Source organism: Moraxella macacae 0408225 (assembly GCF_000320365.1).
In the GTDB taxonomy this organism is placed as follows: domain Bacteria; phylum Pseudomonadota; class Gammaproteobacteria; order Pseudomonadales; family Moraxellaceae; genus Faucicola; species Faucicola macacae.
This window is the reverse complement of the sequence record NZ_ANIN01000001.1, coordinates 158,459-181,462: the sequence shown is the minus strand read 5'-3', so window position 1 is coordinate 181,462 and position 23,004 is coordinate 158,459. Positions and strand designations below refer to the sequence as shown.

Below are 23,004 nucleotides of genomic sequence, written 5' to 3'. Positions count from 1 at the left end.
CATGGCGTTAAAAATTACCGAAGAGTGTATTAATTGTGATGTGTGCGAACCGACTTGTCCCAATGAGGCAATTTATGTTGGCGAGCTGATTTATGAAATTGATCCAAGTCTGTGCACCGAATGCGTTGGACATTTTGACGAGCCACAGTGTGCGTTGTTTTGTCCTGTGCCTGATTGTATTCCAAAAGATCCAGAACACGAAGAAACCCAACAAGAATTAATGCAAAAATATTTGCGTTTGAGCAAAAAAACCTAACCCAAAACCAAAAAAAATTGTTATAATACCCCATTGGCAGACCAAACGGTCGCTGGCGATTTTTTTGGTTGTTGGCATGAATGATTGTAAGCATGAATGATTGTTAACATGAAAAGTCGCGGGAGGAAAGTCCGAACTACACAGGGCAGAGTGCCAGCTAACGGCTGGGCAGAGTAATCTGACGACAAGTGCAACAGAGAATAGACCGCCACGTTGCTTAATTGCTTTAAAGCAGCAGGGTAAGGGTGAAACGGTAGGGTAAGAGCCTACCGCATGACTGGTAACAGATCATGGCAAGGTAAACTCCACTCGTAGCAAGACCAAATAGGTGTTCAATGGGTTGCCCGCTTAAGAACACGGGTAGGTTGCTTGAGCATACTGGTAACGGTATGCCTAGATGAATGACCGTTCACGACAGAATTCGGCTTATCGGTCTGCCAATTTTTTATGTTTTACAAAATCCACAAAACCCTTGTCTAGCCTTATATATTTAAACCATGCCAACAGCAATCCATTCATTTCTTAATACTATCCTACAAGGCGATTGTATAGAAAATTTAAAAAAACTACCCAGTAATAGCATTGATTTAATTTTTGCCGACCCACCCTATTTTATGCAAACCGAAGGGCAATTATTGCGCACCAGTGGCGAAAAATTTGCAGGAGTAGAAGATGAATGGGATAAGTTTAATGATTTTGCTGAATACGATGCTTTTTGTACAAAGTGGCTAAGTGAATGCCAAAGAATATTAAAACCAACGGGTTCAATTTGGGTGATTGGTTCATTTCAAAATATTTATCGCATTGGCTATTTGATGCAAAATTTGGGGTTTTGGATTTTAAACGATGTGGTTTGGCATAAAACCAATCCTGTACCCAATTTTGGCGGCACACGGTTTTGCAACGCTCATGAAACTTTACTTTGGTGTTCCAAAACTAAAAACAGTAAATTCACTTTTAATTATAAAACCATGAAGCATTTAAATGGTGATAAACAAGAACGCAGCGTGTGGCAACTGGCTTTATGTACAGGCAGCGAACGAATTAAAGGCGATGACGGTAAAAAAGTGCATTCCACTCAAAAACCAGAAGCTCTGCTTTATAAAGTGATTTTAGCTTCATCAAAACCTAATGATATTGTCCTTGATCCGTTTTTTGGTACAGGTACAACAGGGGCGGTTGCCAAGGCGTTGGGGCGCAATTATATTGGGCTTGAACGTGAATCAAAGTATATTGATGTGGCGCAGCAAAGACTTGCGCAAGTTGTTGTTAATCCTAATGATATTGAATGGCTATCCCTGGAAACCAAACCGCCAAAAGTCGCGATGAAAACCTTAGTTGCAGCCAATTATTTAAATATTGGGCAAGCCTTATTTGATAAAAATCAAAACCGTATTTGTACGGTGCTTGCAGATGGCAAGGTAACGGATAGCGTGGATACTTTATCCATTCATAAAATGAGTGCCAAATATTTAAATAAAACCAATCATAACGGCTGGGATTATTTTTATGTTATTAAAGATAATAAATTGATTACTTTGGATAGTTTGCGTTATGACTATGCGAGCAAAATGGGAAAATAAATCTGAAAATCCAGCAAATATCAAGGCTTTTGATGATTTGTATCAAAACATTGTCTTAATGCAACCAAATCATTAGTTTTTTATCCTAAGGAAAAACATGACAACCATTTACGGCATTAAAAATTGCAGCACCATGAAAAAAGCGTTTAGTAAACTTGATGACTTAGGTGTTGCTTACGAATTTTTTGATTATAAAAAGCAAAGTCTTGATACAGCAACATTGCAAAACTGGGTAGAAAAAGCAGGGCTTGATAAAATCTTAAATAAAAAAGGCACAACGTGGCGAAAAATCAGCGATGATGACAAACAAAAAACCGAAACCGACAGCAATTTTGCCATAGATTTGATGCTTGCCAACCCATCTATGATAAAACGCCCTGTTGTCATACAAGGCGTTAGGTTGTTGGTGGGTTTTGATGAAAGCGAGTTTGACAAATTAAGTTAAAATGACTTTGATCGATTATACATTGTTGCTAATTAATGTACCAACACCTTGATCGGTAAATACTTCCAACAGCGTTGCGTGCGGCACACGGCCATCTACGATAACCGCACTTTTTACGCCGTGTTTTACCGCTTCTAACGCATAGTTAATTTTTGGTATCATGCCACCAGAGATTGTACCATCTGCAATCATCTCATCTATTTTGCTTGGTGTTAAGCCTGTGGCAATATTGCCATTTTTGTCTAAGACGCCTTTAATATTAGTCAGTAAAATCAACTTTTCAGCAGCCATAAATTCGGCCACTTTGCCTGCGACGACATCGGCATTGATGTTATAAGTTTCACCGTTTTCATCTACGCCCAATGGAGCAATGACTGGAATAAAATTTGACGCAATCATCAAATCAATCACATTTTTGTCAATATGCACCACATCACCAACATAACCTAAGTCTATCTCGCTTAAATTTCCATGTTCATCGGTTTTTTGCATGGGAAGTTTTTTGGCACGAATAAGATTGGCATCTTTACCTGTCAATCCGATGGCTCGTCCGCCGTGTTTGTTAATTAAATTGACAATGGATTTATTGACGCTACCGCCCAATACCATCTCTACCACGTCCATCGTGATTTTGTCGGTTACTCGCATTCCATCAATACGATTGGAAGTGCGTCCAAGTTCTGTCATCAAATTATCCACTTGTGGCCCACCACCATGCACCACAACAGGGTGAATTCCAACGGTTTTAAGCAGTACAATATCGCGGGCAAACGAACTTTCTAAATTAGGATCGGTCATTGCATTGCCACCGTATTTTACCACCATAACTTTTCCTGCAAAACGCTGAATATAAGGCAACGCTTCGGTTAAAATATGGGCGGTTTCAAGGGCTTTTTCTACCGTAAATGACATAATTTTTCCTTTAAAAATTTAAAATAATCAAGCCAATATGGGTTGAATATTGGCAATTTGTTTGGCAATGGTGTGTTGTGGATCATCGTCAATCACTTGGCATAAACCAACAAAAACACGCTGAACTTGTTGTAACTCGGCCATACTGTCTGCACAAAATCGCACGGTTAAAAAATTACCAGTGTTGGATTGTCGCAAAATACCAAAACCAAAGCCAAAATCCAAACGCAAACCGTCAATCGTAGCAATGTTTTTGATATGAAAGCGTTGTTTTAAGAAAAAAAATGGTTTTTTACTTAAATTTAATAGATTTTTAAGCAGTTTTTGTCCATGTTCGGCATTGTGCAGGGGTAAATACATATCGGCAGTGCTGATGGATTTTGGTAAATTTTCTAATATTTGAGTTAAGTTATTTGGTTGAAATGTAAGCCAATTTAATAAACGCAACCCTGCATATATGGCATCGTCATGCAACAAAAAATAACCGTCATTAAACAAAAAATGCCCTGACAATTCCCCTGCAAAAAGCGACTTGCGTGATTGATTTTGCAAAGATTTTCGCATAAGACTGCTGCCAGTTTTTTCCATGATGGGCACAGCCCCTTGGTTGGCAATCAAGCGTGGCAAATGGTGAGAACATTTTACATCAAAAATTATCTCAAGTGGCTGATGTTGCGTTATATTGGATTTTTGTGGCCGTTCATCAATGGCAATTTTTGCAAGCAAATACAATAAATGATCAGGGCTTACCATATTACCCTTAGAGCTGACAATCATCAAGCGATCGCCGTCGCCATCAAACGCAAGGCCCATATCTGCCTTATGCGTGCAAACCGCTTGACTAAGTTCATCTAAGCGTCCTGCCTCGCAAGGGTCAGGGTTGCCTTTTGGAAAGTTAGGATTTGGTGTTGCATTTAGCATAATACAGTGATAGCCAAATTTACCAAACAGTTGTTTGGCAAAATTTGCGGTTGCACCATTCATGCAATCAATGACGATGGTTGGTTTTGGTTTATTGTTAAAAATTTCTACATAGTTTTGTTGGTAAATATTTGCAAATGCTTGAGTAATTCCTTGTTGGTATTGGGTAAAACCGTTGTCAATATGGTTTATTTTTTGATAAATGTTATTAATTTTGCTTAATAATTTTGGGCTAAAAATGGTTTTAGGTATTGTACCAAGCTGTACAAATAAATCCTGAATGTCTTGACTGCTGGGTGATTCGCGATTAATCAACCACTTAATACCATGGATATCTTTTTTAGAATGACTGGCGGTAACCATTAAGCCGTTGCCTGTTGCTTGGTTTGCTAAAAATGCCATGATTGGCGTGGTTACTTGTCCAAGCCAATGCACACTCAAGCCCTGTTGATAACAAGCGGCTGCCAAAAACTTGGCAATGGTTTCGCTGTGTTGGCGCACATCGTAGCCAATGACAACACTGTCTGTTACCAATCGATAACGTTTGGCAAAAACATTGGCTAACGCCCACAAAAAATCATCACAAAACAGGTGTGTTTCACCACGAATGTCATAGGCTTTAAACAGCTTTTGTTGTGGCAAAAAAGGGTGAGTGTCTGTCGTGTTTTGGTAGGTTGTAGTCATAGCGATTGGCTAAAGTTTTAAAAAAGATTTATCTGCTTTTTCATTATAAAAGGAAACGCGAGGTTAATTTGTGATAAATTGTTAACTGTGATAAAACTGTGATAAAACTTTAACAAAAACAGCCACTTAGATTGTGCCGCTTGAGCCAAAACCGTCAAAACCGCGTGTGCTAATATCCGAAAAATCACGCACGACTTCAAATTTAGGGTGTGTAATTGGCATAACCAAATATTGTGCCATGCGTTCAGCAGGTTGTAGGGTATAATCGGTCTGGCTTCTATTCCAAATAGACACCATAATTTCACCTTGATAGTCAGAATCAATCACCCCTGTCAAATTACCTAAAACAATGCCATGCTTATGTCCAAGCCCTGATCGTGGCATGATTAAGCCCACATAATTGGGATTACCGATATAAATTGCCAAACCTGTGTTGACTAACACAGTGGTGCCTGCTTTGATGGTGAGGGGTGCATCAATGCACGCTCGCAAATCAATGCCTGCCGATCCGTTGGTTGCACGCGTAGGCAGGGGAAAACTTGGGTCTTGTCCGATTTTTGGGTTTAAAATTTTGACTTGAAGTTGCATTTGTTATCCTTTTGATTGTTAAAATAAGTTGATTGTTAAAATCGGCAAAATTTTGTCATAAAAAAACCCACTCTATCTAACAGAATGGGATTTAACAGAATGGATTATGTTTGGCTTGATTGGCTCTCCAACCTGGGCTCGAACCAGGGACACATGGATTAACAGTCCATTGCTCTACCGACTGAGCTATTGGAGAATGGTAATCAATCAAGTGGTGCATATATTAGCATATTTTTTGGTGTTGTCAACTGTTTTTACAAGTTTTTTATTGTACAAGTTTTTTAAAAACAAACTTAAAAACAACAAACCCTTTTAACCAAAAAGTGTTAAAAGGGTTTTGATATGGCTCTCCAACCTGGGCTCGAACCAGGGACACATGGATTAACAGTCCATTGCTCTACCGACTGAGCTATTGGAGAATAAAGCGGTAGAAATTGTTAAAACAAGTATTGTGTTTTGTGGTGCGTATTTTAGCAGATAATATACAGATGTCAAGCATTTTTGACTTTTTTTGGTAAATTTTTTGCAAAAACATTCAATTCACCAAAAAATAAAAAAATACTTGACACCTGCCAAAAAAAACTTTATAATATGCAACAATCTAAACGTAACTGGATTTAGATTACCAAATCAAGGGTCGTTAGCTCAGTTGGTAGAGCGTCTGCCTTACACGCAGAATGTCGGCGGTTCGAATCCGTCACGACCCACCAAATTTTAAGCCCTAACTTTTAATAAAGTTGGGGTTTTTTATTGGTTGTGGTATTTATAATACTGGGTTAAGTTTGGTAGTTTGGGTTTTAATGTTGGCTGTAGTTAGTATGCCAATGTCTTGTGATTGGTTGTGATTGGAGGAGATGGCTGGGTTTTTGTTGCTTGATTCTTGCAATTTTGATTCTTGTAATTGTTTGTTGTGATTTTGGATCGGTCTGCTAAATTCTTCGTGATCTTTTTTGGGTAAGTCATTTTTGGATAAATCAATCGGCAGATTGTTGGGATCGGATATTTTTTGGTTGTCATTGGCATCATGACTGATCGGATCTTGATCGGTGGCGATCGAGGTTTTGGTATAGCCAATGTGCTGTATTTTGCCATCGTGTTGTGTTCTGCCATCAAGCAAAGCTGACGTGGATTGTTTGGGCTGAATATTTTTGACATAACTGGTCAAAGGACGCTCAGTTTCGGTGGTGGTCATTGCGGGCGTCAAGGCAGGTTGCATGGTGGATTGGCTAAATTTTTTGGTTAACGATGGCAAAAGTTTAATCTCAGTGGTTTCTAAGATGGTGGTTTTTGGTAAAGGAGTTTTTGGTGATTGTTTGCTATACCAGTAGCCAATGATAGCGATTGCTAAAATCAGGTGTAGGGCAATGGTAAATACCCATGTTTTTTGGCGTTTATGACTGTTTTGACGTTGGGCGTTGGGTGGCATACATAGATATCCTTAATTGTTTTGTGCTTTTTTGTTGCTCTTACTTTTTTAAACAATTTTATCATATAATATAACAAAAAAGTATAGATTTGCTACAAAAAATAAACCGCTTAAAAATACCAAATTTCAAAACACTAAGATTTCAAAACACCAAAATTTTCTTAAATTTTCAAAATTGGTTAAAAATTTGGTTGACAAGTACATAAAAATCTATATAATACGCAAGCAAGCCAACCAACAATGGCAATAATTTTATACGCAGTGGTAGTTCAGTTGGTTAGAATACCGGCCTGTCACGCCGGGGGTCGCGGGTTCGAGTCCCGTCCGCTGCGCCATTACACAAAAACCCCAAATCTTTCTAGGTTTGGGGTTTTTATTTTATTGATCAATGTTGTTTATCAAAATATTATTTATCAAAATATTGTTTATCAATTATCAATGAGTTGTAGTATGACTTATATTCGCCAAGTGATTATGATATTGTTTGCCATTGTGGTGCTATTAGCCTTGCAATACCAATATTGGTTTGGTACAAATGGCCATCGTGATTTGACGTTGTTAAACAAACAAATCGCCGAGCAGCAATATGTCAATGACGAACAGCAAAAAGCCAATAAAGTACTGTTGGCTGATGTCAAAGATCTAAAAAATGGGCTGGAGGCGGTCGAAGAGCACGCAAGAGTGGATTTGGGTTTGATAAAATCGGGTGAAACCTTTGTGCAAATGTCTACAGTGATTGGTGAGTTTGACACACAAGATCATCACCTTGTTGATTCGCCTAACTTTCAAAACAATCAGCAACCAAAACCGCCAAAAAACGATGAAAACGCTATCAAACCATAAATTTTAACTTAATTAACGATTTATTTATGATGCAAAATATCGCCAAAAAAAATATTATCCATACCATCGTGGTAGCAGCGGGGGCAGGCAAGCGTTTTGGTGCAAACATTCCCAAACAATATTGCCAAATTCATGGTAAAACTGTGCTGGAGCATACTGTGTCTGCGCTTAGTCAAGTATCGGTGATTGACAGTTGTTATTTGGTGGTGGCTGCTGATGACGGTTGGGCAAAATCGCTAAATTTTGAGTTGCCAATACATTGGGTTGTGGGCGGTGCAGAAAGAATGCATTCAGTATATCATGGCGTGTGTGCTGTGGCTAAAGACGTGCAAAATGCAACCATTGACTTGCAGTCGCATTGGGTGTTGATACATGATGCAGGCAGACCGTGCGTCAATCCAAAAGATATTGAAAATTTAATTCATACTGTTTGTGATAAAAATTATCAATCTGGTGGATTGTTGGCAACTCCAATAAAAGATACGGTGAAACAACACAGGCTTGTGCAAAATTTTCAAAATCAATGCTTGGTTAGTGAAAAAACCCTTGATAGAAGTGTATTATGGCTTGCCCAAACGCCACAGCTTTTTCCGTTAACGGATTTGTATGCGTTTTTGACAAGGGCGATCGAGGACAGCATTGCCTTTACCGATGAGGCAAGTTTGTTTGAGTATTTTGGCAAAAAACCGCTGTTGGTTGCAGGCAGTCAACAAAACATCAAATTGACTTTTGCTGAAGATTTGCAATTTGCCGAGGTTTTTTTAAGCAAAAATTTTTGCAAAAACAGTTTTGTTGGTTAAATTTTTGTGTTATGATATGTACTATTAAACTAGTACATTGAAATATCGCATTTCAATCTAACATGAACAAAACAACCATACTGTTTTTGGAGAGATTTGATGAAAGTTTTATCAGTTTTGCATTTTGGTGCGTTGTCTGCATTGATGGGGTTAACCGCTTGTTCTAATACAAACAACAATGCACAAAACACCGCCGAACCTGCTACCGTCGCCAGTCAAGCGGACCAAACTGCCCCCACAAAACCTGCCAAAACCGTGGCAATTACAGCGATTGTAGAGCACCCATCGTTAGATGCCATTCGCCAAGGCGTGATTGATGAAATTGAAGCCCAAGGCTATGAACAAGGCAAAAATCTGACTGTAAATTTTCAGTCAGCACAAGGCAGTACGGCTATTGTTGGACAAATTTCTAAACAATTTGTGGCAGATAACCCTGATGTGATTGTGGCATTATCCACACCATCGGCTCAGTCTATGGCAGCGGCCAGTAAAGACATTCCGATTGTGTATACCGCCGTTTCTAATCCTATTGCAGCCAAACTCATTGACAGCAACAATCAACCAACACAAGCCAATATTACAGGGCTTTCCAGTCAATTACCGTTAGCACCACAGCTTGATTTTATGCAACAAATTATGCCAAATGTTAACGCAATTGGTTATGTGTACAGTGCAGGCGAGATGAATTCGGTGTCGCTAAAAAACGATTTGAATGCAGAATTGCCAAAACGTGGGCTAAAATTGGTAGAAATTCCAACCAACCGCCCCAATGAAATTGCAATGGCAACCAAAGCCTTAGATGGTAAAGCCCAAATGATTTACACATCTTTAGACAACAATGTTGCATCGGCTATGGAATCTATGGTTGAGTCGGCAAATACTTTAAAATTACCGATCATTGCTTCAGATGAATTTAGTGTGCGTCGTGGGGCGGCAGCTGCTCTTGGAGTGAATGATTATGATTTTGGACGGGCAACTGGCAAAATGGTGGTAAAAATCCTTGACGGTACGCCTGTTAACCAAGTTGCCCCTGCGGTGATGAATGAGTTGACGTTGTATGTCAGTCCAAAACATGCACAATTACAAGGTTTAACCTTTCCTGATTCGGTATTGCAAAAAGCACTAAACGTCGATACCACGCCTGCATTAACTTATGGCAAAGCAAAATAGATTTATGGGCTATTATGGATAAATTTCAACGATTGTGCCGATGTTAACTTTGGCAAAAACTGTCATAATATCAGCATTGCGCATTCGCACACAGCCGTGCGATCTTGGTATGCCCATCGGTTCGCTATCTGGTGTGCCATGAATGTAAATATAGCGCGAACGGCTATCACAGTTGCCAAGGGCGTTTTCGCCTTGGTTAATGCTTGGTTCACAGCCATCTAGCCACAAAATCCGTGTCAAAATCCAGTCTCTATCAACAAATTGACAAGCCAAGGCAGTGTTATAAATCTCACCTGTAAATTGACGAGCGACAAACACGCTATTTGGAGGTAGGTTTTCACCAAATTTTGCACAAATTTGGTGTTTGCCAAGCGGTGTGCAACCTGAACCATTTTGTTGTCCTGTGCCGTTTTTGCCAGTAGATACGCTAAAAGTTTCAAATTGATGATCGGATAAATGTAAAACAAGCTGTTGTTTGGCAATAAAAATTTGGATCAATGGATAGATTGTCATGTTAATTTTGGCATTTCAAGAGTCCAATAATTTACCAGTGGATAACGGCGTTCTCTGGCAAAGGCTTTATGGCTGATTTTTGTGCCAATGGGTGCTTGACGGCGTTTGTATTCGTTACGATCAACCAAAGTTAACACTTGTTGCACCACATCTTTGTCATAACCTGCCTCGATAATTGCATCAAAACCAAAATCTTTGTCAATGTATAATTCTAAAATTTTGTCTAATTGATCATAATCGTCTAAAATATGCACATTTTGTAATTCTGGGCGATGAACCAGTTGTTCAAGAATGACAGGCGTATCCTCTAAGCGATTGCGATAGTTGGCTAGGGCGTAAACTTGAGTTTTGTAAACGTCTTTTAATACATCAAAACCGCCTGCCATATCACCGTACAATGTGGTATCACCGACGGCCATTTCGGTTTTATTGCCTGAGGTTAAGACCAATTGTCCAAATTTATTAGACAACGCCATCAGCACCGTGCCTCTGGCGCGCGATTCTAGGTTAATTTCGGTAATATCAATTGGTGTGTGGTTAAACAGTGGATCAAGGGTATGACGCAGCCCATCTATGATTGAATGAATGGGACAAATGGTAAACGATACATTTAGGCGTTGGGCTTGATATTGGGCGTTATTGACGCAGGCAGGCTGTGTGTGTTGGCTTGGCAGACTCACTGCATACACTTTGTCTGATCCGAGTGCATCTACGGCAATACACAATGTCAAAGCAGAATCCAGCCCACCTGATAAACCGATTAACACACTTTTAAAACCCGAATGTTGCACATAATCACGCAACCCTACCACCAAGGCTTGATAAGTTTCAGCAATTTGTCCTAACGCCAACGGTGCTTTACGTTGTTGTGAAAGTATTGGCTTGTTGTTATCACCCATACGAATCGATGCGTATAAGGTATGTGTTAAAAAACGAGGGGCTTCATGCACCACATTGCCAGTATCATCTACCACCATGGAACCGCCGTCAAATACCAAATCATCTTGTCCGCCCACGCTGTTGGCATACACAATGGGTAATTTATGTTCTCCGGCACGTTGTTTTAATAGGGCTTTACGCTGTTCTTGTTTGTGTTGTTCAAACGGCGATGCATTGATACACACTATCAAATCCGCCCCTTTTTCTTTAAGCAATTTGATCGGTTGTTCTTGCCACAAATCTTCACAAATTAATAAGCCAATTGTTAAGCCTTGATAATCAAACAATACTTGATTTTGACCTGTGCTAAAATATCGCCGTTCATCAAACACCCCATAATTTGGCAAATGTTGCTTGTGATAAAAGGCTTTTTGGCGGCCATTGTGTATCACTGCAACCGAATTAAACGTACCATACTGATCAATGTGTGGATAGCCGACCAACATCACGATGTCTTTGACGCTAAACAGCAGTTCAAATGCCAATTTTATCCGGCTAGCAAGACTTGGGCGTAATAGCAAATCTTCAGGCGGATAACCAAGCAATGCAAGCTCAGGAAAAATGATTAAATTTGCCCCTTTTTTATGGGCTAAATTTGCCAATGTTACCATTTTTTTTGCATTGTTGATGACATCACCTACCATAAATTTTTCTTGGGCAATGGCGATTCTTAATCCAATGTCAAAATTGTCCTGATTTTTGATATCAGGGTTTAAGGTGGGATCGCTTGTGGCTTGTTCGTTGTTCATTGTCGTTGACATGATTATTGTTCCTTGTGTATTTAATTGTAACTGTTTAGTAAAAATTAAAAAATAATAATAATATGGTTTTTTAAAATACTTGTTTGCCAAAAATACTTGTTTGCCAAAACATTTTTACCAAAACATTGTGCTAAATCTGGCATTCTATTATAAAGAAATTGCCATGTATAGCAACAAATAAAGATATACTCTCGGGTAATTTTCACGATTTTTGATAAAATTTTACAAAAACACTCAAAAGTTTGCTTGATTTTTTGGTTAATCATTGATTTAATACGGTTTTATTGAATTAATCATTGAGTTAATAACTGTTGAAATGTTATGTTTTCGTTTATTTTTGTGATGTTTGTTGTTGTGGCGTGTAGTTGGGTTGCGATGAAATTTATGTATCCGCGTCCACCAAAAGGTTATTATATGCCAAAAGCAGGGGATAATTTGACCTTAAGAAATTGTGATTTTTGTCAACACAGTTTGGCTGAATGGCGAGGGATTGTGGATAAAGAGCGTTTTTTTTGCAATCAAGAGCACCAGGCGGATTTTTATGCAGGTAAAACTTACCAAGCATCGCAACCATGATTTAGCGACCATGATTTTTAATCAAAACTAAAGCATTCTCAATAAAAAATCAATAAAAATAAGTTTTTGCCTTGAATAATCAATTTTTAACCTTATTATTAAATTTATGTTATTAAATTTGGGTTATTAAGTTTAAACATGGGGCTTTTAAGCCCTTTTTATCTATTTTTTACTTTTATCTATTTTTATAGGAAAACAAGCGATGACAACGATTGCAAACAACAGCGTGGTATATTTTAACTACACCTTAAAAGATGATGAGGGCAATGTACTTGATCAATCACAAGGTCAGCCTTTGGCGTATTTACACGGTTTTCAAAATATTATTCCAGGGCTTGAAAGCCAGCTTGAGGGCAAAACGGTTGGTGATAAATTTACCGCAAGTGTTGCTCCTGCGGATGCGTATGGTGAGTTTGAAGACAGTGCAGTGCAAGAAGTGCCTCGTGAAAATTTTCAAGGTGTTGACAACATTGAAGCAGGCATGCAGTTTCAGTCGCAAACTGAAGACGGACAAGTTATGTTGGTAACGGTGCGTGATGTTCAAGACAATGTGGTAATTGTCGATGCAAATCACCCATTGGCAGGCAAGACGCTACATTTTGATGTGGAAGTGGTAGAAGTGCGTGAAGCAACGGACGAAGAGCTAAAACACGGTCATGTGCATGGTGTTGGCGGACATCATCATTAATTTGATTGATAAAATTTTGTTATTGAAAAAAGAACGTTTTGCGTTCTTTTTTTGTGTTTACGATCTGTTGTTTACGATCGATTTAAGATTAAAAGCGTGCTATGGTATTTTGGGGTAAAAATGCTATAATGACACGTTTTTTTTATTTCATTTTGACAAAGTTTAATTTTGACAAAGATTGCCATGAATCAATTACAAAGCCAAATCAACACAAGACGCACTTTTGCTATTATCAGCCACCCTGATGCTGGTAAAACCACCATGACTGAAAAACTGCTGCTGTGGGGGCAGGTTATTCAAAAAGCAGGCGAGGTCAAATCACGCAAAACTGACAAACATGCCACCTCAGATTGGATGAGTATGGAGCAGGAGCGTGGTATTTCTATCACCACTTCAGTTATGCAATTTCCGTATGCCAATTGTATGGTAAATTTACTTGATACCCCAGGGCATGCTGATTTTAGTGAAGATACTTACCGCACGCTTACGGCGGTAGACAGTGCACTCATGGTAATTGACGGTGCTAAAGGGGTAGAGGAGCGGACGATTAAACTTATGGAAGTGTGTCGCATGCGTGATACGCCGATTATTTCGTTTGTCAATAAACTTGACCGCGAAATTCAAGATCCGTTGGCTTTGCTTGACGAAATTGAAAATGTACTAAAAATCAAATGTATACCGTTTAGTTGGCCAATTGGTATGGGGCAAGATTTTGTTGGTGTGTACAATCTATTAGACAACAAAACTTATTTTTACCAAAAAGGGCATGGTGGTGAAATTGTTGAAATTGAAAGCCGAGATGGTTACGATTATCCTGATGTGCGTGCTAAAATTGGTGATTTGGCGTTTAAACAGTTTGAAGAAAGTCTAGAGCTTGTGCAAATGGCTCATGAAGATTGGGATAAAAATGAATTTTTAAACGGTATGCAAACGCCTGTGCTGTTTGGTACGGCACTTGGCAATTTTGGGGTAAATATGATTTTGGATACCTTGGTTGCATACGCACCTGCACCAAAAGATCACGAAGCACTAGAGCGCGTGGTTTTGGCAAATGAGCCAAATTTTACAGGTTTTGTGTTTAAAATCCAAGCCAACATGGATCCAAAACACCGCGATCGCATTGCTTTTATGCGTGTGTGTTCTGGCAAATACGAGCGTGGCATGAAAATGAATCATGTGCGTATTGGCAAAGAGGTGCGTGTGTCAGATGCGTTAACTTTTTTGGCAGGCGATCGCGAAGCCTTAGAAGAAGCTTATGCAGGTGATATTATCGGTTTGCACAATCATGGTACGATTCAAATTGGCGATAGTTTTACCAGTGGCGAGGTGTTGAATTTTACTGGCATTCCGCATTTTGCTCCTGAATTGTTTCGTCGCGTGGTGCTAAAAGATCCGCTAAAATCCAAACAATTGCAAAAAGGCTTGCAACAGTTGTCAGAAGAAGGCGCAACACAAGTTTTTATGCCACAGATTAACAATGATTTGATTTTAGGGGCGGTGGGTGTTTTGCAATTTGAAGTGGTTGCGCATCGTTTGCTTGAGGAATATAAAGTGCAATGTGCGTTTGAACCTGTGTCTATTGCAACGGTGCGTTGGGTGCGTTGTGATGATAAAGCGGTGTTTGAAAAATTTAAGAAAAAAGCCTACGACCAACTGTCAGTAGACGGCGGTGGCTATCTTACTTATCTTGCACCAAGCCGTGTCAATCTACAGCTTATGCAGGATCGCTATCCTGAAATTGAGTTTAGCAGCACACGAGAGCATTGATTGACAACCGATATAACTTATACTATAATCAAGTGTTACTAAATTATATAATAAACATATCTTAATAGTAAGCCTTGGTTAAGGTTACAAAGGTTAAGGTTACAAAGTTGCACTAAAATGAAAAAAACCATACTCTTAAAATTCACCATTGTTGCTGTTTTGCTATTGATTCCGCATCGCAGCAGTCGTAAACCTGATCGATCTTTACCAAACCAAACACCACCCAAACAAAATCCAAAAAACCGCTAAATTTTGTGTTTGGTTGACAGTTGGCGTGGTGATTGTGGGGCGTGGTGATTGTGGTTGGTGTAATGATTGTTATTGGCATAATTTTCGCTTATAATAAGCGGTTATCTCTTTTTTAATTGCAAACATATTTTAATTTCAAAAATAACGGAACAAACAGTCATGACAATTGATTACAAAGATACCTTAAACCTTGCTGATACACCTTTTCCCATGCGCGGTGATTTGGCAAAACGTGAGCCTGTTTGGCTTGCTGATTGGCAAAAAAATGACGTATACGCACAAATCCGTCGTGCGCGTAAAGGGGCAAAAAAATACATTTTGCACGATGGCCCACCGTATGCCAATGGGCAAATCCATCTTGGGCATGTGGTTAACAAAGTCTTAAAAGATATTATTGTTAAATATAAAACGCTTGATGGTTTTGACGCACCTTATATTCCTGGGTGGGATTGTCATGGCTTACCCATTGAACAAAAAGTGGAGAGCAAAGTTGGCAAAGTGGGGCAAAAGGTTGGTGCCACTGAATTTCGCAAACTGTGCCGAGAGTACGCCAAAAGCCAAATTGCACTACAAATGGCGGATTTTAAGCGTTTGGGCGTGCTTGGTGATTGGGATAATCCTTATTTGACCATGAATTTTGCAACAGAAGCCAATATTGTCAGGGCGTTGGGTAAGATTTATGACAACGGCTATGTGGTGCGTGGGTTAAAGCCGGTCAATTGGTGTTTGGATTGTGGTTCGGCATTGGCAGAAGCGGAAGTGGAATACGAAGATAAAAAATCAGACGCCATTTATGTGGGGTTTGATTTGGTTAATCCGCAAGCGTTTGCTTTTCTTAAAACCACCGATACAAAAACCGCCACCATTCAAGCGGTGATTTGGACAACCACACCTTGGACCTTACCTGCCAACCAAGCCATCAGTGTACACGCTGAATTAACTTATGCTTTAATCAAAGCTGATGTTTGTGAAACTGGCGATTGTGAAAAACTGTTTATCGTAGCTTATGATTTGGTAGAAGCGTTCGCCAAAGCCGTACAATTAGATAATGTGCAGATTGTGGCAAGTTTTAAAGGCAGTGAGTTGGTTGGTTTAAAGGCTACTCACCCTTTGATCACAAGTCGCCAAGTGCCTTTTATCACAGGCGAACATGTAACCGCCGAAAGCGGTACTGGTTTGGTGCATACTGCTCCTGCCCACGGTGTCGACGATTATAATGTCGGGCGAGCCAACAATTTACCCACCGAAAACCCCGTTGGGGGCAACGGCGTGTATTTAGATGAAGCTGAAGTGTTTGTTGGCGAACACATTTATAAAGCCCAGCCTAAGATTATTGAAGCGTTAAAACAATCAGGGCATTTACTTAGACACGATGCGATTATCCACAGCTATCCGCATTGCTGGCGACACAAAACGCCGATTATTTTTAGAGCCACACCGCAGTGGTTTATAAGCATGGAAAACAGCACGCAAAACAGCGTGGAAAATAAGGGCTTGCGTGAACAAGCGTTAACTGACATTCCAAAGGTAATTTGGACGCCCGCTTGGGGACAAAATCGCATCGAGGCTATGGTAAGCGGTCGTCCTGATTGGTGCATTTCGCGTCAACGCACTTGGGGCGTGCCAATTCCGTTTTTTATCCATAAAGACACAGGCGGTTTGCACCCTGATACGCTAAATTTAATTGAACAAGTGGCACAAAAAATTGAACAAGGTGGCATTGAGGCTTGGTTTGATACGCCGATTGAAGAATTTTTAACCGATGATGATTGTCAACAGTATGTTAAATCCACAGATACGCTGGACGTGTGGTTTGATTCAGGATCTACCAATTTTACCGTGTTGGGTAAGATTGATGGTTTAAATCACCCTGCCGATTTGTATTTAGAGGGCAGCGATCAACATCGTGGTTGGTTTCAGTCATCTCTTTTGATAAGCGAGGCAATTTATCACCGCCCTCCGTTTAAACAAGTGCTTACTCATGGTTTTACCGTAGATGCTAAGGGTTATAAATTATCCAAATCCAAAGGCAATACCAAAGGTTTTGAACCTGCGGATATTGCCAATAAAATGGGCGTGGATATTTTGCGCTTATGGGTGGGATCGTCTGATTATCGCTATGAGATGGCGGTGTCAAAAGAAGGTTTTGATCGAACCACCGACATGTATCGACGCATTCGCAATACGGTGCGGTTTTTGCTTGCCAATACCGATGATTTTGATCCAAAGGTAAACTTGGTGCACGCCGATGATCTCATTAGCCTTGATAAATACATTGTGCAAAAAGCCATTGATTTACAAGAAAAAATCCGTGATAGTTACACAAATATGGATTTTCATGCAGTTTGTCAATTAATTACCCATTTTTGCTCGCAAGATTTGGGCGGATTTTACCTTGACATTATCAAAGATCGTCAATACACCACCTTAAAAAACGGCCACCCAAGACGTTCAGCTCAAACTGCGATTTATCATATTGCCCAGGCTTTATTGCGTTGGATTGCTCCGATTTTATCGTTTACCGCTCAAGAAGCGTGGCAGGTATTAAAAGGCACGGACGGCTATGTGTTTACCCAAGAATGGTATCAATTTCCAACGGTGAATTTAGGCGATATCAGCACAGACGATTGGCAAGTTATTTTGGATATAAAAGACACGGTGAATAAAAAACTGGATATTGCTCGCAATGAGGGGCTGGTGAATAGCAGTTTGTCTGCAAGTGTAACCATTAAAACCGCCGATCGTGTTTATAATACTTTAGCCAAATTAAAAGATGAATTAAAATTTGTATTTATCACCAGTCAAGTTGTGTTGGTGAATGAACAAACAGGCGTATCCCAAGAAATTAAACGCCCAGACAGACAAAGTGGCCAATTAGAAGCATTTGTGTATCATGATTTAGATGTTGTGGTTAAACCTGCCGATGGCATAAAATGCGTGCGTTGTTGGCATATCAGTGATTTGGTTGGAAGTGATGAGCAGCACCCTAAGCTATGCCCTCGTTGTGTGATAAACTTGCCAAATGGACAAGGTGAGATCCGTCGTTATGCTTAATCACACGCCCAATCTTTCTGACAAGCAAAACGCCACACAACTGCTTAGAGCAAACGGTATAAAAACCGCGGTTGTGTGGTATGCACTGGCGGTTTTGGTGATTATTTTTGACCAAAGCAGCAAGATTTATTTTGAAAATCGGTTTGATTTGTACGAAAGTGTCTCTGTGATTGATCCTGTGCTAAACTGGACATTGGCGTATAATTATGGAGCGGCGTTTAGTTTTTTGGCCGATCAAGGCGGTTGGCAAAAGTGGTTTTTTGCTGGACTTGCATCGTTGGTTTCATTGGGTATTGCGTATTATTTAACCAAAATTCCAAAACACGCCAAAACGCTCGCCTTAGGTTTAGGCTTGGTGCTTGGCGGAGCGGTTGGCAATCTGATTGACAGAATTTCTTACGGTTATGTGATTGATTTTATTCATGTGCATTATGCAGATGTGTGGGATTATCCGATTTTTAACATTGCTGATATCGGTGTGTGTGTTGGTGTGGTATTGATTTTATTTGACTCGGTGTTTTTGGAAAGTAAGCGTTTAAATTTGGTTGATTCTTAAGGAAAAACAATGACAAAATTAACGGCAAAATCTGATATTGAATTGCCATCACAATTGGGTGAGATTAAAATTGCCAATCATCTGCCTTTTGTGTTATTTGGTGGTATGAATGTGTTAGAAAGCAAGGATTTGGCTTTTGAAATTGCCGAAAGTTATATTGATGTTTGCAAGCGTTTAAATATTGGCTATGTGTTTAAAGCAAGTTTTGACAAGGCCAATCGTTCCAGTTTAAGCTCGTTTCGTGGCCCTGGTCTTGAAAAAGGCATGCAGTGGCTTGCTGAAATTAAAGCCAAATTTGGCATACCGATTCTTACCGATGTGCATGAACCTTACCAAGCTAGACTTGTGGCACAAGTAGCAGATGTTATCCAATTGCCCGCTTTTTTAAGCCGTCAAACTGATTTGGTTCAAGCGATCGCAACAACCCAAGCAATTATTAACATCAAAAAAGCCCAATTTTTAGCCCCGCACGAGATGAAACATATTGTCAATAAATGCCTAGAAGCAGGCAATGATAAAGTGATTTTGTGCGAACGTGGTACGGCGTTTGGTTATAATAATTTGGTGGTGGATATGCTGGGTTTTGATGTCATGAAACAGATGCAAATCCCTGTATTTTTTGATGTAACCCACAGTTTACAAACACCGGGCGGACGGGCGGACAGTGCAGGAGGGCGACGCGAACAGATCGCAACGCTTGCTCGAGCGGGCATAGCAACGGGTATTGCTGGGATTTTTTTAGAAGCCCACCCAAACCCTGATGCAGCCAAATGCGACGGCCCGTGTGCTTTGCGTTTATCACAACTTGAGGCGTTTTTAACTCAACTAAAACAGATCGATGATTTGGTAAAAGGCTTTTCGGTTTTAGACACGCACTAGCCCAATTAATCCAATTGGCTAAATCCAATTAGGTATGCCACTATGAAAGCGTAATTCACCATCAGGCGTAAGGATTAATTCATTTTCTACACCGCGAAAAAACGCCACACGCTCATCAATTGACTCTGTAGCCAAACTTTGTGCTAAGTATAAATAATCTTCATAATGTCGGCTTTCTGATTTTAACAAATAGCGGTAATAGCGTGCCAATTTTTCATCATCGATCACTTGAGATAAGGCTGCAAACCGCTCGCACGAACGGGCTTCAATATACGCTCCGATAATTAACACATCTATCATTGCTTCAGGTTCATAGGTGCGTTTGTGTTTAAGCATACCGCCTGCATACCGCCCTGCGGATAAATATTGCCAAGGCTGTCCGCGCTCTGTCATAATTTGTAGCACTTGTTCATAATGAAGCATTTCTTCGCGGATCAGTTGGGCTAATTTGCGCTGTAATTCGTCATGTTCGGCGTTTTGATAACGAAAAATCAAATTCATCGCCGTTCCGCCTGCTTTTTTCTCACAATTGGCATGATCTTGGATAATAATTGGCAAATTTTTTACCGCTGCATCGAGCCACTTTTTGGGGGTTTTACAACCCAAAAAAGCCAAAATATGCGAAATATCCACGGTTTTTGCTGGATTGGACGTGTTGTCATCGGTGCAAGTTGCGTTTGAAGCAAGTGGGTTTACAGAAAGTTGGTTTGTAGAAACTGGCATTTTTTGTCTTTTGTTTTTCTTTTGGTGAAATATTTTGATGGTTAAAAGTTTAGTTAATGGTTAAAAGTTTAGGGGATTGTTAAATTGTCAAATCGTTAAAAGCATTATACCAAGTTTTTTACCAAAAGACTCTTTGTCTTTATTATTTATTAAAAAAATAGCTTGTATTTCTTTATTTTTATAATTTATATTAGTATAATCAAAGTGTTGTTTGAGTAGTTTTTATTTTGTCAACGGATTTTAATTTTCACTATTTATATAGGATAAGGATTTATTATGAATCGCATTCAAAAAGGCAGTCTTGCTATTGATCATAAACTGTATGATTTTATTGCCAACGAGGTTATGCCTGTTGTTGGTCTTGACAACGAACAATATTGGCAAGATTTTGAACGTATCGTCAAAAAATACACCCCAATCAATCGTGAATTGTTGGCAAAACGCGACGAAATCCAAGCCAAAATTGATGAATGGCATGCCAAAAACCCCACAAAAGACGGTCAATTTGACAAAAAAGCCTATACGCAATTTTTACAAGATTTGGGCTATATCGTGCCTGTTGGTGATGATTTTAGCATTACCACTGAAAATGTAGATGATGAAATTGCAACCATTGCAGGGCCACAACTGGTTGTGCCTGTGCGTAATGCCCGCTATGCACTAAACGCGGCCAATGCTCGTTGGGGCAGTTTATACGATGCGTTATACGGTACAGATGTGATTGATGAAACCGATGGTGCCGAAAAAGGCAACAGCTATAATCCAAAACGTGGTGCAAAAGTCATCGATTTTGCCAAACAATTTTTAACCAACAATTTTGCTTTGTTGGATGCCAATTACAGTCAAGTAACTGGTTTTGCGGTTGACAATGGACAATTGATGGTTAACATTGGCGAAAAAACCACCAAGCTACAAAATCCAGAAAAATTTGTAGGTTTTGTCGGTGATACAGCCAATCCAAGTGCAATTTTGTTAAAAAACAATGGCTTACATGTCGAAATTCAAATTGACAAAAATAGCCCCATTGGCAAAGATGATCCTGCTGGGATAAAAGATGTGTTGCTTGAGGCGGCGGTTACCACCATTCAAGATTGTGAAGATTCAGTTGCAGCGGTAGATGCTGGAGAAAAAACTGAAGTGTATCGCAATTGGTTTGGTTTGATGAAGGGTGATTTAACCGATACGTTTGTCAAAAATGGCAAAACCATGACACGCACCATGAATTCAGATCGTGAATACACCGCCCCTGATGGCAAAACTTTAACCTTGCATGGGCGTTCGGTTATGTTGCTGCGCAATGTGGGGCATTTGATGACCAATCCTGCGATTTTGGTTGATGGTGAAGAGATATTTGAGGGCATAATGGATACCTTGATGACGGCATTGTGTAGTTTGCCTGATTTATTAAATAAAAATAGCTTAAAAAATTCACGCACAGGCTCAATGTATATTGTCAAACCAAAAATGCACGGCCCTGATGAAGTGGCGTTTACCGTGGCGTTATTTGGTGATGTAGAACAGGCGTTAAATTTACCAAACAACACGCTTAAAGTTGGCATTATGGACGAAGAGCGTCGCACCACGGTGAATCTCAAAGAGTGTATTCGTAAAGCCAAAGAACGCACGATTTTTATTAACACAGGCTTTATGGACAGAACCGGCGATGAAATGCACACCAGTATGCAAGCAGGGGCGTTTGTACGCAAAAATGACATGAAGCACGAAGATTGGCTAAATGCTTATGAACGTTGGAATGTAGATGTTGGCGTTGCATGTGGCTTGCGTGGCAAAGCCCAAATTGGCAAAGGCATGTGGGCAAAACCCGATAGTATGAAAGAAATGCTCGCCACCAAATCCAATCACCCAAAATCAGGGGCAACTTGTGCGTGGGTGCCATCTCCAACTGGGGCGACCTTGCACGCCATTCATTATCACGAAACCGATGTTATGGACGTATTGGACAGCATAAAAACGCGTACCCCGGCAACACTGGACGATTTGTTAAGCATTCCATTGGCAACAACCACTGATTGGACGCAAGATGAAAAAACCAAAGAGCTTGAAAACAATTGTCAAGGCATTTTAGGTTATGTGGTGCGTTGGGTGGATCAAGGCATTGGCTGTTCTAAAGTGCCAGATATTGACAATGTTGGCCTGATGGAGGATCGTGCCACGTTACGCATTTCAAGCCAACACGTTGCCAACTGGCTTGAACATGGTGTGGTTAGCCGTGAGCAGGTTTTAGATGTGTTAAAACGCATGGCAAAAATCGTCGATGCTCAAAATGCCGATGATCCCAATTACACACGCATGTCAGACAGTTGCGATACCCTTGCATTTAACTGTGCGTGCGATTTGATTTTTCAAGGGGCAAAACAACCAAGCGGTTACACCGAGCCACTGCTGCACAAAGCTCGCTTAGATTTAAAATCCCGTCTTTAAGCCGATGTTTAACTTTGGCGGTTAAAAACCAACTGTTAAAACCAAAAAATGGGCGTTTAATCCGTCCATTTTTTTTGGTAAAAATTCATATTTTTGCCAACAGTTTTTTACAGTTTTTGGCTTTTTTTAAAAATTTAGCAAATATTTGCAAAAAAGTGTTGCAAATTATTTCAAAATTGGTATGCTATATCTCAAAAAGTAATGTTTTGGCAAACATTGTTTGGGATTA

Annotated in this window: 21 protein-coding genes, 4 tRNA genes and 1 other RNA gene; 16 read left to right on the top strand and 10 right to left on the bottom strand. The window is 39.8% G+C overall.

Annotated elements, in window-relative coordinates:
• The first annotated feature begins 1 nt into the window (after position 1).
• The 4 genes from MOMA_RS00830 (at position 2) to MOMA_RS00820 (ending at position 2,284) form a co-directional block, all read left to right on the top strand.
• Complete coding sequence (locus MOMA_RS00830; protein WP_009501285.1) at positions 2-256, top strand: YfhL family 4Fe-4S dicluster ferredoxin; 255 nt, start codon at positions 2-4, stop codon at positions 254-256.
• Positions 257-289: 33 nt separating this feature from the next.
• Positions 290-701, top strand: an RNA gene (gene rnpB / locus MOMA_RS09575) — RNase P RNA component class A.
• A gap of 52 nt (positions 702-753) precedes the next feature.
• A complete protein-coding gene (locus MOMA_RS00825) occupies positions 754-1,839 on the top strand; it encodes a DNA-methyltransferase (protein WP_009501284.1) in 1,086 nt (361 codons plus the stop codon).
• Between the two features lie 97 nt (positions 1,840-1,936).
• Positions 1,937-2,284 (top strand): arsenate reductase, encoded by a 348-nt coding sequence (locus tag MOMA_RS00820; RefSeq protein WP_009501283.1) that lies wholly within the window; start codon positions 1,937-1,939, stop codon positions 2,282-2,284.
• A 15-nt stretch (positions 2,285-2,299) separates the two neighbouring features.
• Here the strand turns inward: MOMA_RS00820 and argB are convergent, their stop codons facing one another.
• The 5 genes from argB to MOMA_RS00795 all read right to left on the bottom strand — a co-directional run bounded on the left by argB (position 2,300) and on the right by MOMA_RS00795 (position 5,808).
• Complete coding sequence (gene argB, locus MOMA_RS00815) at positions 2,300-3,196, bottom strand: acetylglutamate kinase (protein WP_009501282.1); 897 nt, start codon at positions 3,194-3,196, stop codon at positions 2,300-2,302.
• A gap of 27 nt (positions 3,197-3,223) precedes the next feature.
• The gene (locus MOMA_RS00810) at positions 3,224-4,801 is read right to left on the bottom strand and encodes a phosphohexomutase domain-containing protein (RefSeq protein WP_009501281.1); all 1,578 of its coding nucleotides are present in this window, start codon (positions 4,799-4,801) and stop codon (positions 3,224-3,226) included.
• A 126-nt stretch (positions 4,802-4,927) separates the two neighbouring features.
• The gene (gene dut / locus MOMA_RS00805; protein WP_009501280.1) at positions 4,928-5,389 is read right to left on the bottom strand and encodes a dUTP diphosphatase; all 462 of its coding nucleotides are present in this window, start codon (positions 5,387-5,389) and stop codon (positions 4,928-4,930) included.
• Positions 5,390-5,509: 120 nt separating this feature from the next.
• Positions 5,510-5,585: transfer RNA gene (locus MOMA_RS00800), tRNA-Asn, on the bottom strand.
• 147 nt (positions 5,586-5,732) lie between these two features.
• Positions 5,733-5,808: transfer RNA gene (locus tag MOMA_RS00795), tRNA-Asn, on the bottom strand.
• A gap of 215 nt (positions 5,809-6,023) precedes the next feature.
• Between MOMA_RS00795 and MOMA_RS00790 the strand changes: the two genes are divergently transcribed.
• A tRNA-Val gene (locus MOMA_RS00790) sits at positions 6,024-6,099 on the top strand.
• Positions 6,100-6,152: 53 nt separating this feature from the next.
• Here the strand turns inward: MOMA_RS00790 and MOMA_RS00785 are convergent.
• A complete protein-coding gene (locus MOMA_RS00785; protein WP_009501278.1) occupies positions 6,153-6,815 on the bottom strand; it encodes a hypothetical protein in 663 nt (220 codons plus the stop codon).
• A 258-nt stretch (positions 6,816-7,073) separates the two neighbouring features.
• Here MOMA_RS00785 and MOMA_RS00780 point away from each other — a divergent pair.
• The 4 genes from MOMA_RS00780 to MOMA_RS00765 all read left to right on the top strand — a co-directional run bounded on the left by MOMA_RS00780 (position 7,074) and on the right by MOMA_RS00765 (position 9,628).
• Positions 7,074-7,150 (top strand) — tRNA-Asp (locus tag MOMA_RS00780).
• A 115-nt stretch (positions 7,151-7,265) separates the two neighbouring features.
• Positions 7,266-7,658 (top strand): septum formation initiator family protein, encoded by a 393-nt coding sequence (locus MOMA_RS09665; protein ID WP_161600307.1) that lies wholly within the window; start codon positions 7,266-7,268, stop codon positions 7,656-7,658.
• Positions 7,659-7,684: 26 nt separating this feature from the next.
• On the top strand, positions 7,685-8,458 hold the full coding sequence (ispD, locus tag MOMA_RS00770) for a 2-C-methyl-D-erythritol 4-phosphate cytidylyltransferase (protein ID WP_009501277.1): 774 nt from the start codon (positions 7,685-7,687) through the stop codon (positions 8,456-8,458).
• 99 nt (positions 8,459-8,557) lie between these two features.
• Positions 8,558-9,628 (top strand): ABC transporter substrate-binding protein, encoded by a 1,071-nt coding sequence (locus MOMA_RS00765; RefSeq protein ID WP_009501276.1) that lies wholly within the window; start codon positions 8,558-8,560, stop codon positions 9,626-9,628.
• 12 nt (positions 9,629-9,640) lie between these two features.
• Here MOMA_RS00765 and MOMA_RS00760 read toward each other — a convergent pair whose 3' ends face one another.
• Together MOMA_RS00760 and MOMA_RS00755 are read right to left on the bottom strand one after the other, a co-directional pair.
• Positions 9,641-10,141: a L,D-transpeptidase gene (locus tag MOMA_RS00760; RefSeq protein WP_009501275.1), complete on the bottom strand. Its 501-nt coding sequence runs from the start codon at positions 10,139-10,141 to the stop codon at positions 9,641-9,643.
• Positions 10,138-11,841, bottom strand: coding sequence for an NAD+ synthase (locus tag MOMA_RS00755; protein ID WP_009501274.1), 1,704 nt, complete (start codon positions 11,839-11,841; stop codon positions 10,138-10,140). The genes MOMA_RS00760 and MOMA_RS00755 overlap by 4 nt, the downstream gene beginning before the upstream one ends.
• Positions 11,842-12,162: 321 nt before the next feature.
• Between MOMA_RS00755 and MOMA_RS00750 the strand changes: the two genes are divergently transcribed.
• The 3 genes from MOMA_RS00750 to MOMA_RS00740 all read left to right on the top strand — a co-directional run bounded on the left by MOMA_RS00750 (position 12,163) and on the right by MOMA_RS00740 (position 14,872).
• On the top strand, positions 12,163-12,417 hold the full coding sequence (locus MOMA_RS00750; protein WP_009501273.1) for a hypothetical protein: 255 nt from the start codon (positions 12,163-12,165) through the stop codon (positions 12,415-12,417).
• 202 nt (positions 12,418-12,619) lie between these two features.
• Entirely contained in the window at positions 12,620-13,105 is a 486-nt protein-coding gene (locus tag MOMA_RS00745; protein WP_009501272.1) for an FKBP-type peptidyl-prolyl cis-trans isomerase, read from the top strand.
• A 183-nt stretch (positions 13,106-13,288) separates the two neighbouring features.
• Positions 13,289-14,872 carry a peptide chain release factor 3 gene (locus MOMA_RS00740; protein WP_009501271.1) on the top strand — a complete coding sequence of 528 codons (1,584 nt, stop codon included), beginning with the start codon at positions 13,289-13,291 and terminating at the stop codon, positions 14,870-14,872.
• A 142-nt stretch (positions 14,873-15,014) separates the two neighbouring features.
• Here MOMA_RS00740 and MOMA_RS00735 read toward each other — a convergent pair whose 3' ends face one another.
• On the bottom strand, positions 15,015-15,200 hold the full coding sequence (locus tag MOMA_RS00735; RefSeq protein ID WP_009501270.1) for a hypothetical protein: 186 nt from the start codon (positions 15,198-15,200) through the stop codon (positions 15,015-15,017).
• Between the two features lie 80 nt (positions 15,201-15,280).
• On the opposite strand from MOMA_RS00735, the gene ileS reads away from it, so the two are divergent.
• The 3 genes from ileS to kdsA are packed head-to-tail and all read left to right on the top strand — an operon-like array spanning position 15,281 to position 19,610.
• Positions 15,281-18,175 carry an isoleucine--tRNA ligase gene (gene ileS / locus MOMA_RS00730; protein ID WP_009501269.1) on the top strand — a complete coding sequence of 965 codons (2,895 nt, stop codon included), beginning with the start codon at positions 15,281-15,283 and terminating at the stop codon, positions 18,173-18,175.
• On the top strand, positions 18,168-18,731 hold the full coding sequence (gene lspA, locus MOMA_RS00725) for a signal peptidase II (RefSeq protein ID WP_009501268.1): 564 nt from the start codon (positions 18,168-18,170) through the stop codon (positions 18,729-18,731). Before ileS ends, lspA begins: the two co-directional genes overlap by 8 nt.
• A gap of 9 nt (positions 18,732-18,740) precedes the next feature.
• Entirely contained in the window at positions 18,741-19,610 is an 870-nt protein-coding gene (gene kdsA, locus MOMA_RS00720) for a 3-deoxy-8-phosphooctulonate synthase (RefSeq protein ID WP_009501267.1), read from the top strand.
• 18 nt (positions 19,611-19,628) lie between these two features.
• Here kdsA and miaE read toward each other — a convergent pair whose 3' ends face one another.
• The gene (gene miaE / locus MOMA_RS00715; protein WP_009501266.1) at positions 19,629-20,333 is read right to left on the bottom strand and encodes a tRNA-(ms[2]io[6]A)-hydroxylase; all 705 of its coding nucleotides are present in this window, start codon (positions 20,331-20,333) and stop codon (positions 19,629-19,631) included.
• Positions 20,334-20,606: 273 nt separating this feature from the next.
• On the opposite strand from miaE, the gene MOMA_RS00710 reads away from it, so the two are divergent.
• Complete coding sequence (locus MOMA_RS00710; RefSeq protein ID WP_202593243.1) at positions 20,607-22,775, top strand: malate synthase G; 2,169 nt, start codon at positions 20,607-20,609, stop codon at positions 22,773-22,775.
• The last annotated feature ends 229 nt before the right edge of the window (positions 22,776-23,004 follow it).

Bases quoted from the DNA above. Each gene is read 5' to 3' on its own strand.
- MOMA_RS00755 (WP_009501274.1), bottom strand. From the start codon at position 11,841: ATGTCAACGACAATGAACAACGAACAAGCCACAAGCGATCCCACCTTA.
- miaE (WP_009501266.1), bottom strand. From the start codon at position 20,333: ATGCCAGTTTCTACAAACCAACTTTCTGTAAACCCACTTGCTTCAAAC.
- MOMA_RS00820 (WP_009501283.1), top strand. From the start codon at position 1,937: ATGACAACCATTTACGGCATTAAAAATTGCAGCACCATGAAAAAAGCG.
- MOMA_RS00735 (WP_009501270.1), bottom strand. From the start codon at position 15,200: ATGCCAATAACAATCATTACACCAACCACAATCACCACGCCCCACAAT.
- MOMA_RS00740 (WP_009501271.1), top strand. From the start codon at position 13,289: ATGAATCAATTACAAAGCCAAATCAACACAAGACGCACTTTTGCTATT.
- ispD (WP_009501277.1), top strand. From the start codon at position 7,685: ATGATGCAAAATATCGCCAAAAAAAATATTATCCATACCATCGTGGTA.
- kdsA (WP_009501267.1), top strand. From the start codon at position 18,741: ATGACAAAATTAACGGCAAAATCTGATATTGAATTGCCATCACAATTG.
- ileS (WP_009501269.1), top strand. From the start codon at position 15,281: ATGACAATTGATTACAAAGATACCTTAAACCTTGCTGATACACCTTTT.
- argB (WP_009501282.1), bottom strand. From the start codon at position 3,196: ATGTCATTTACGGTAGAAAAAGCCCTTGAAACCGCCCATATTTTAACC.
- MOMA_RS00760 (WP_009501275.1), bottom strand. From the start codon at position 10,141: ATGACAATCTATCCATTGATCCAAATTTTTATTGCCAAACAACAGCTT.
- lspA (WP_009501268.1), top strand. From the start codon at position 18,168: ATGCTTAATCACACGCCCAATCTTTCTGACAAGCAAAACGCCACACAA.
- MOMA_RS00765 (WP_009501276.1), top strand. From the start codon at position 8,558: ATGAAAGTTTTATCAGTTTTGCATTTTGGTGCGTTGTCTGCATTGATG.
- MOMA_RS00830 (WP_009501285.1), top strand. From the start codon at position 2: ATGGCGTTAAAAATTACCGAAGAGTGTATTAATTGTGATGTGTGCGAA.
- MOMA_RS00810 (WP_009501281.1), bottom strand. From the start codon at position 4,801: ATGACTACAACCTACCAAAACACGACAGACACTCACCCTTTTTTGCCA.
- MOMA_RS00745 (WP_009501272.1), top strand. From the start codon at position 12,620: ATGACAACGATTGCAAACAACAGCGTGGTATATTTTAACTACACCTTA.
- MOMA_RS00785 (WP_009501278.1), bottom strand. From the start codon at position 6,815: ATGCCACCCAACGCCCAACGTCAAAACAGTCATAAACGCCAAAAAACA.
- dut (WP_009501280.1), bottom strand. From the start codon at position 5,389: ATGCAACTTCAAGTCAAAATTTTAAACCCAAAAATCGGACAAGACCCA.
- MOMA_RS00750 (WP_009501273.1), top strand. From the start codon at position 12,163: ATGTTTTCGTTTATTTTTGTGATGTTTGTTGTTGTGGCGTGTAGTTGG.
- MOMA_RS00825 (WP_009501284.1), top strand. From the start codon at position 754: ATGCCAACAGCAATCCATTCATTTCTTAATACTATCCTACAAGGCGAT.
- MOMA_RS09665 (WP_161600307.1), top strand. From the start codon at position 7,266: ATGACTTATATTCGCCAAGTGATTATGATATTGTTTGCCATTGTGGTG.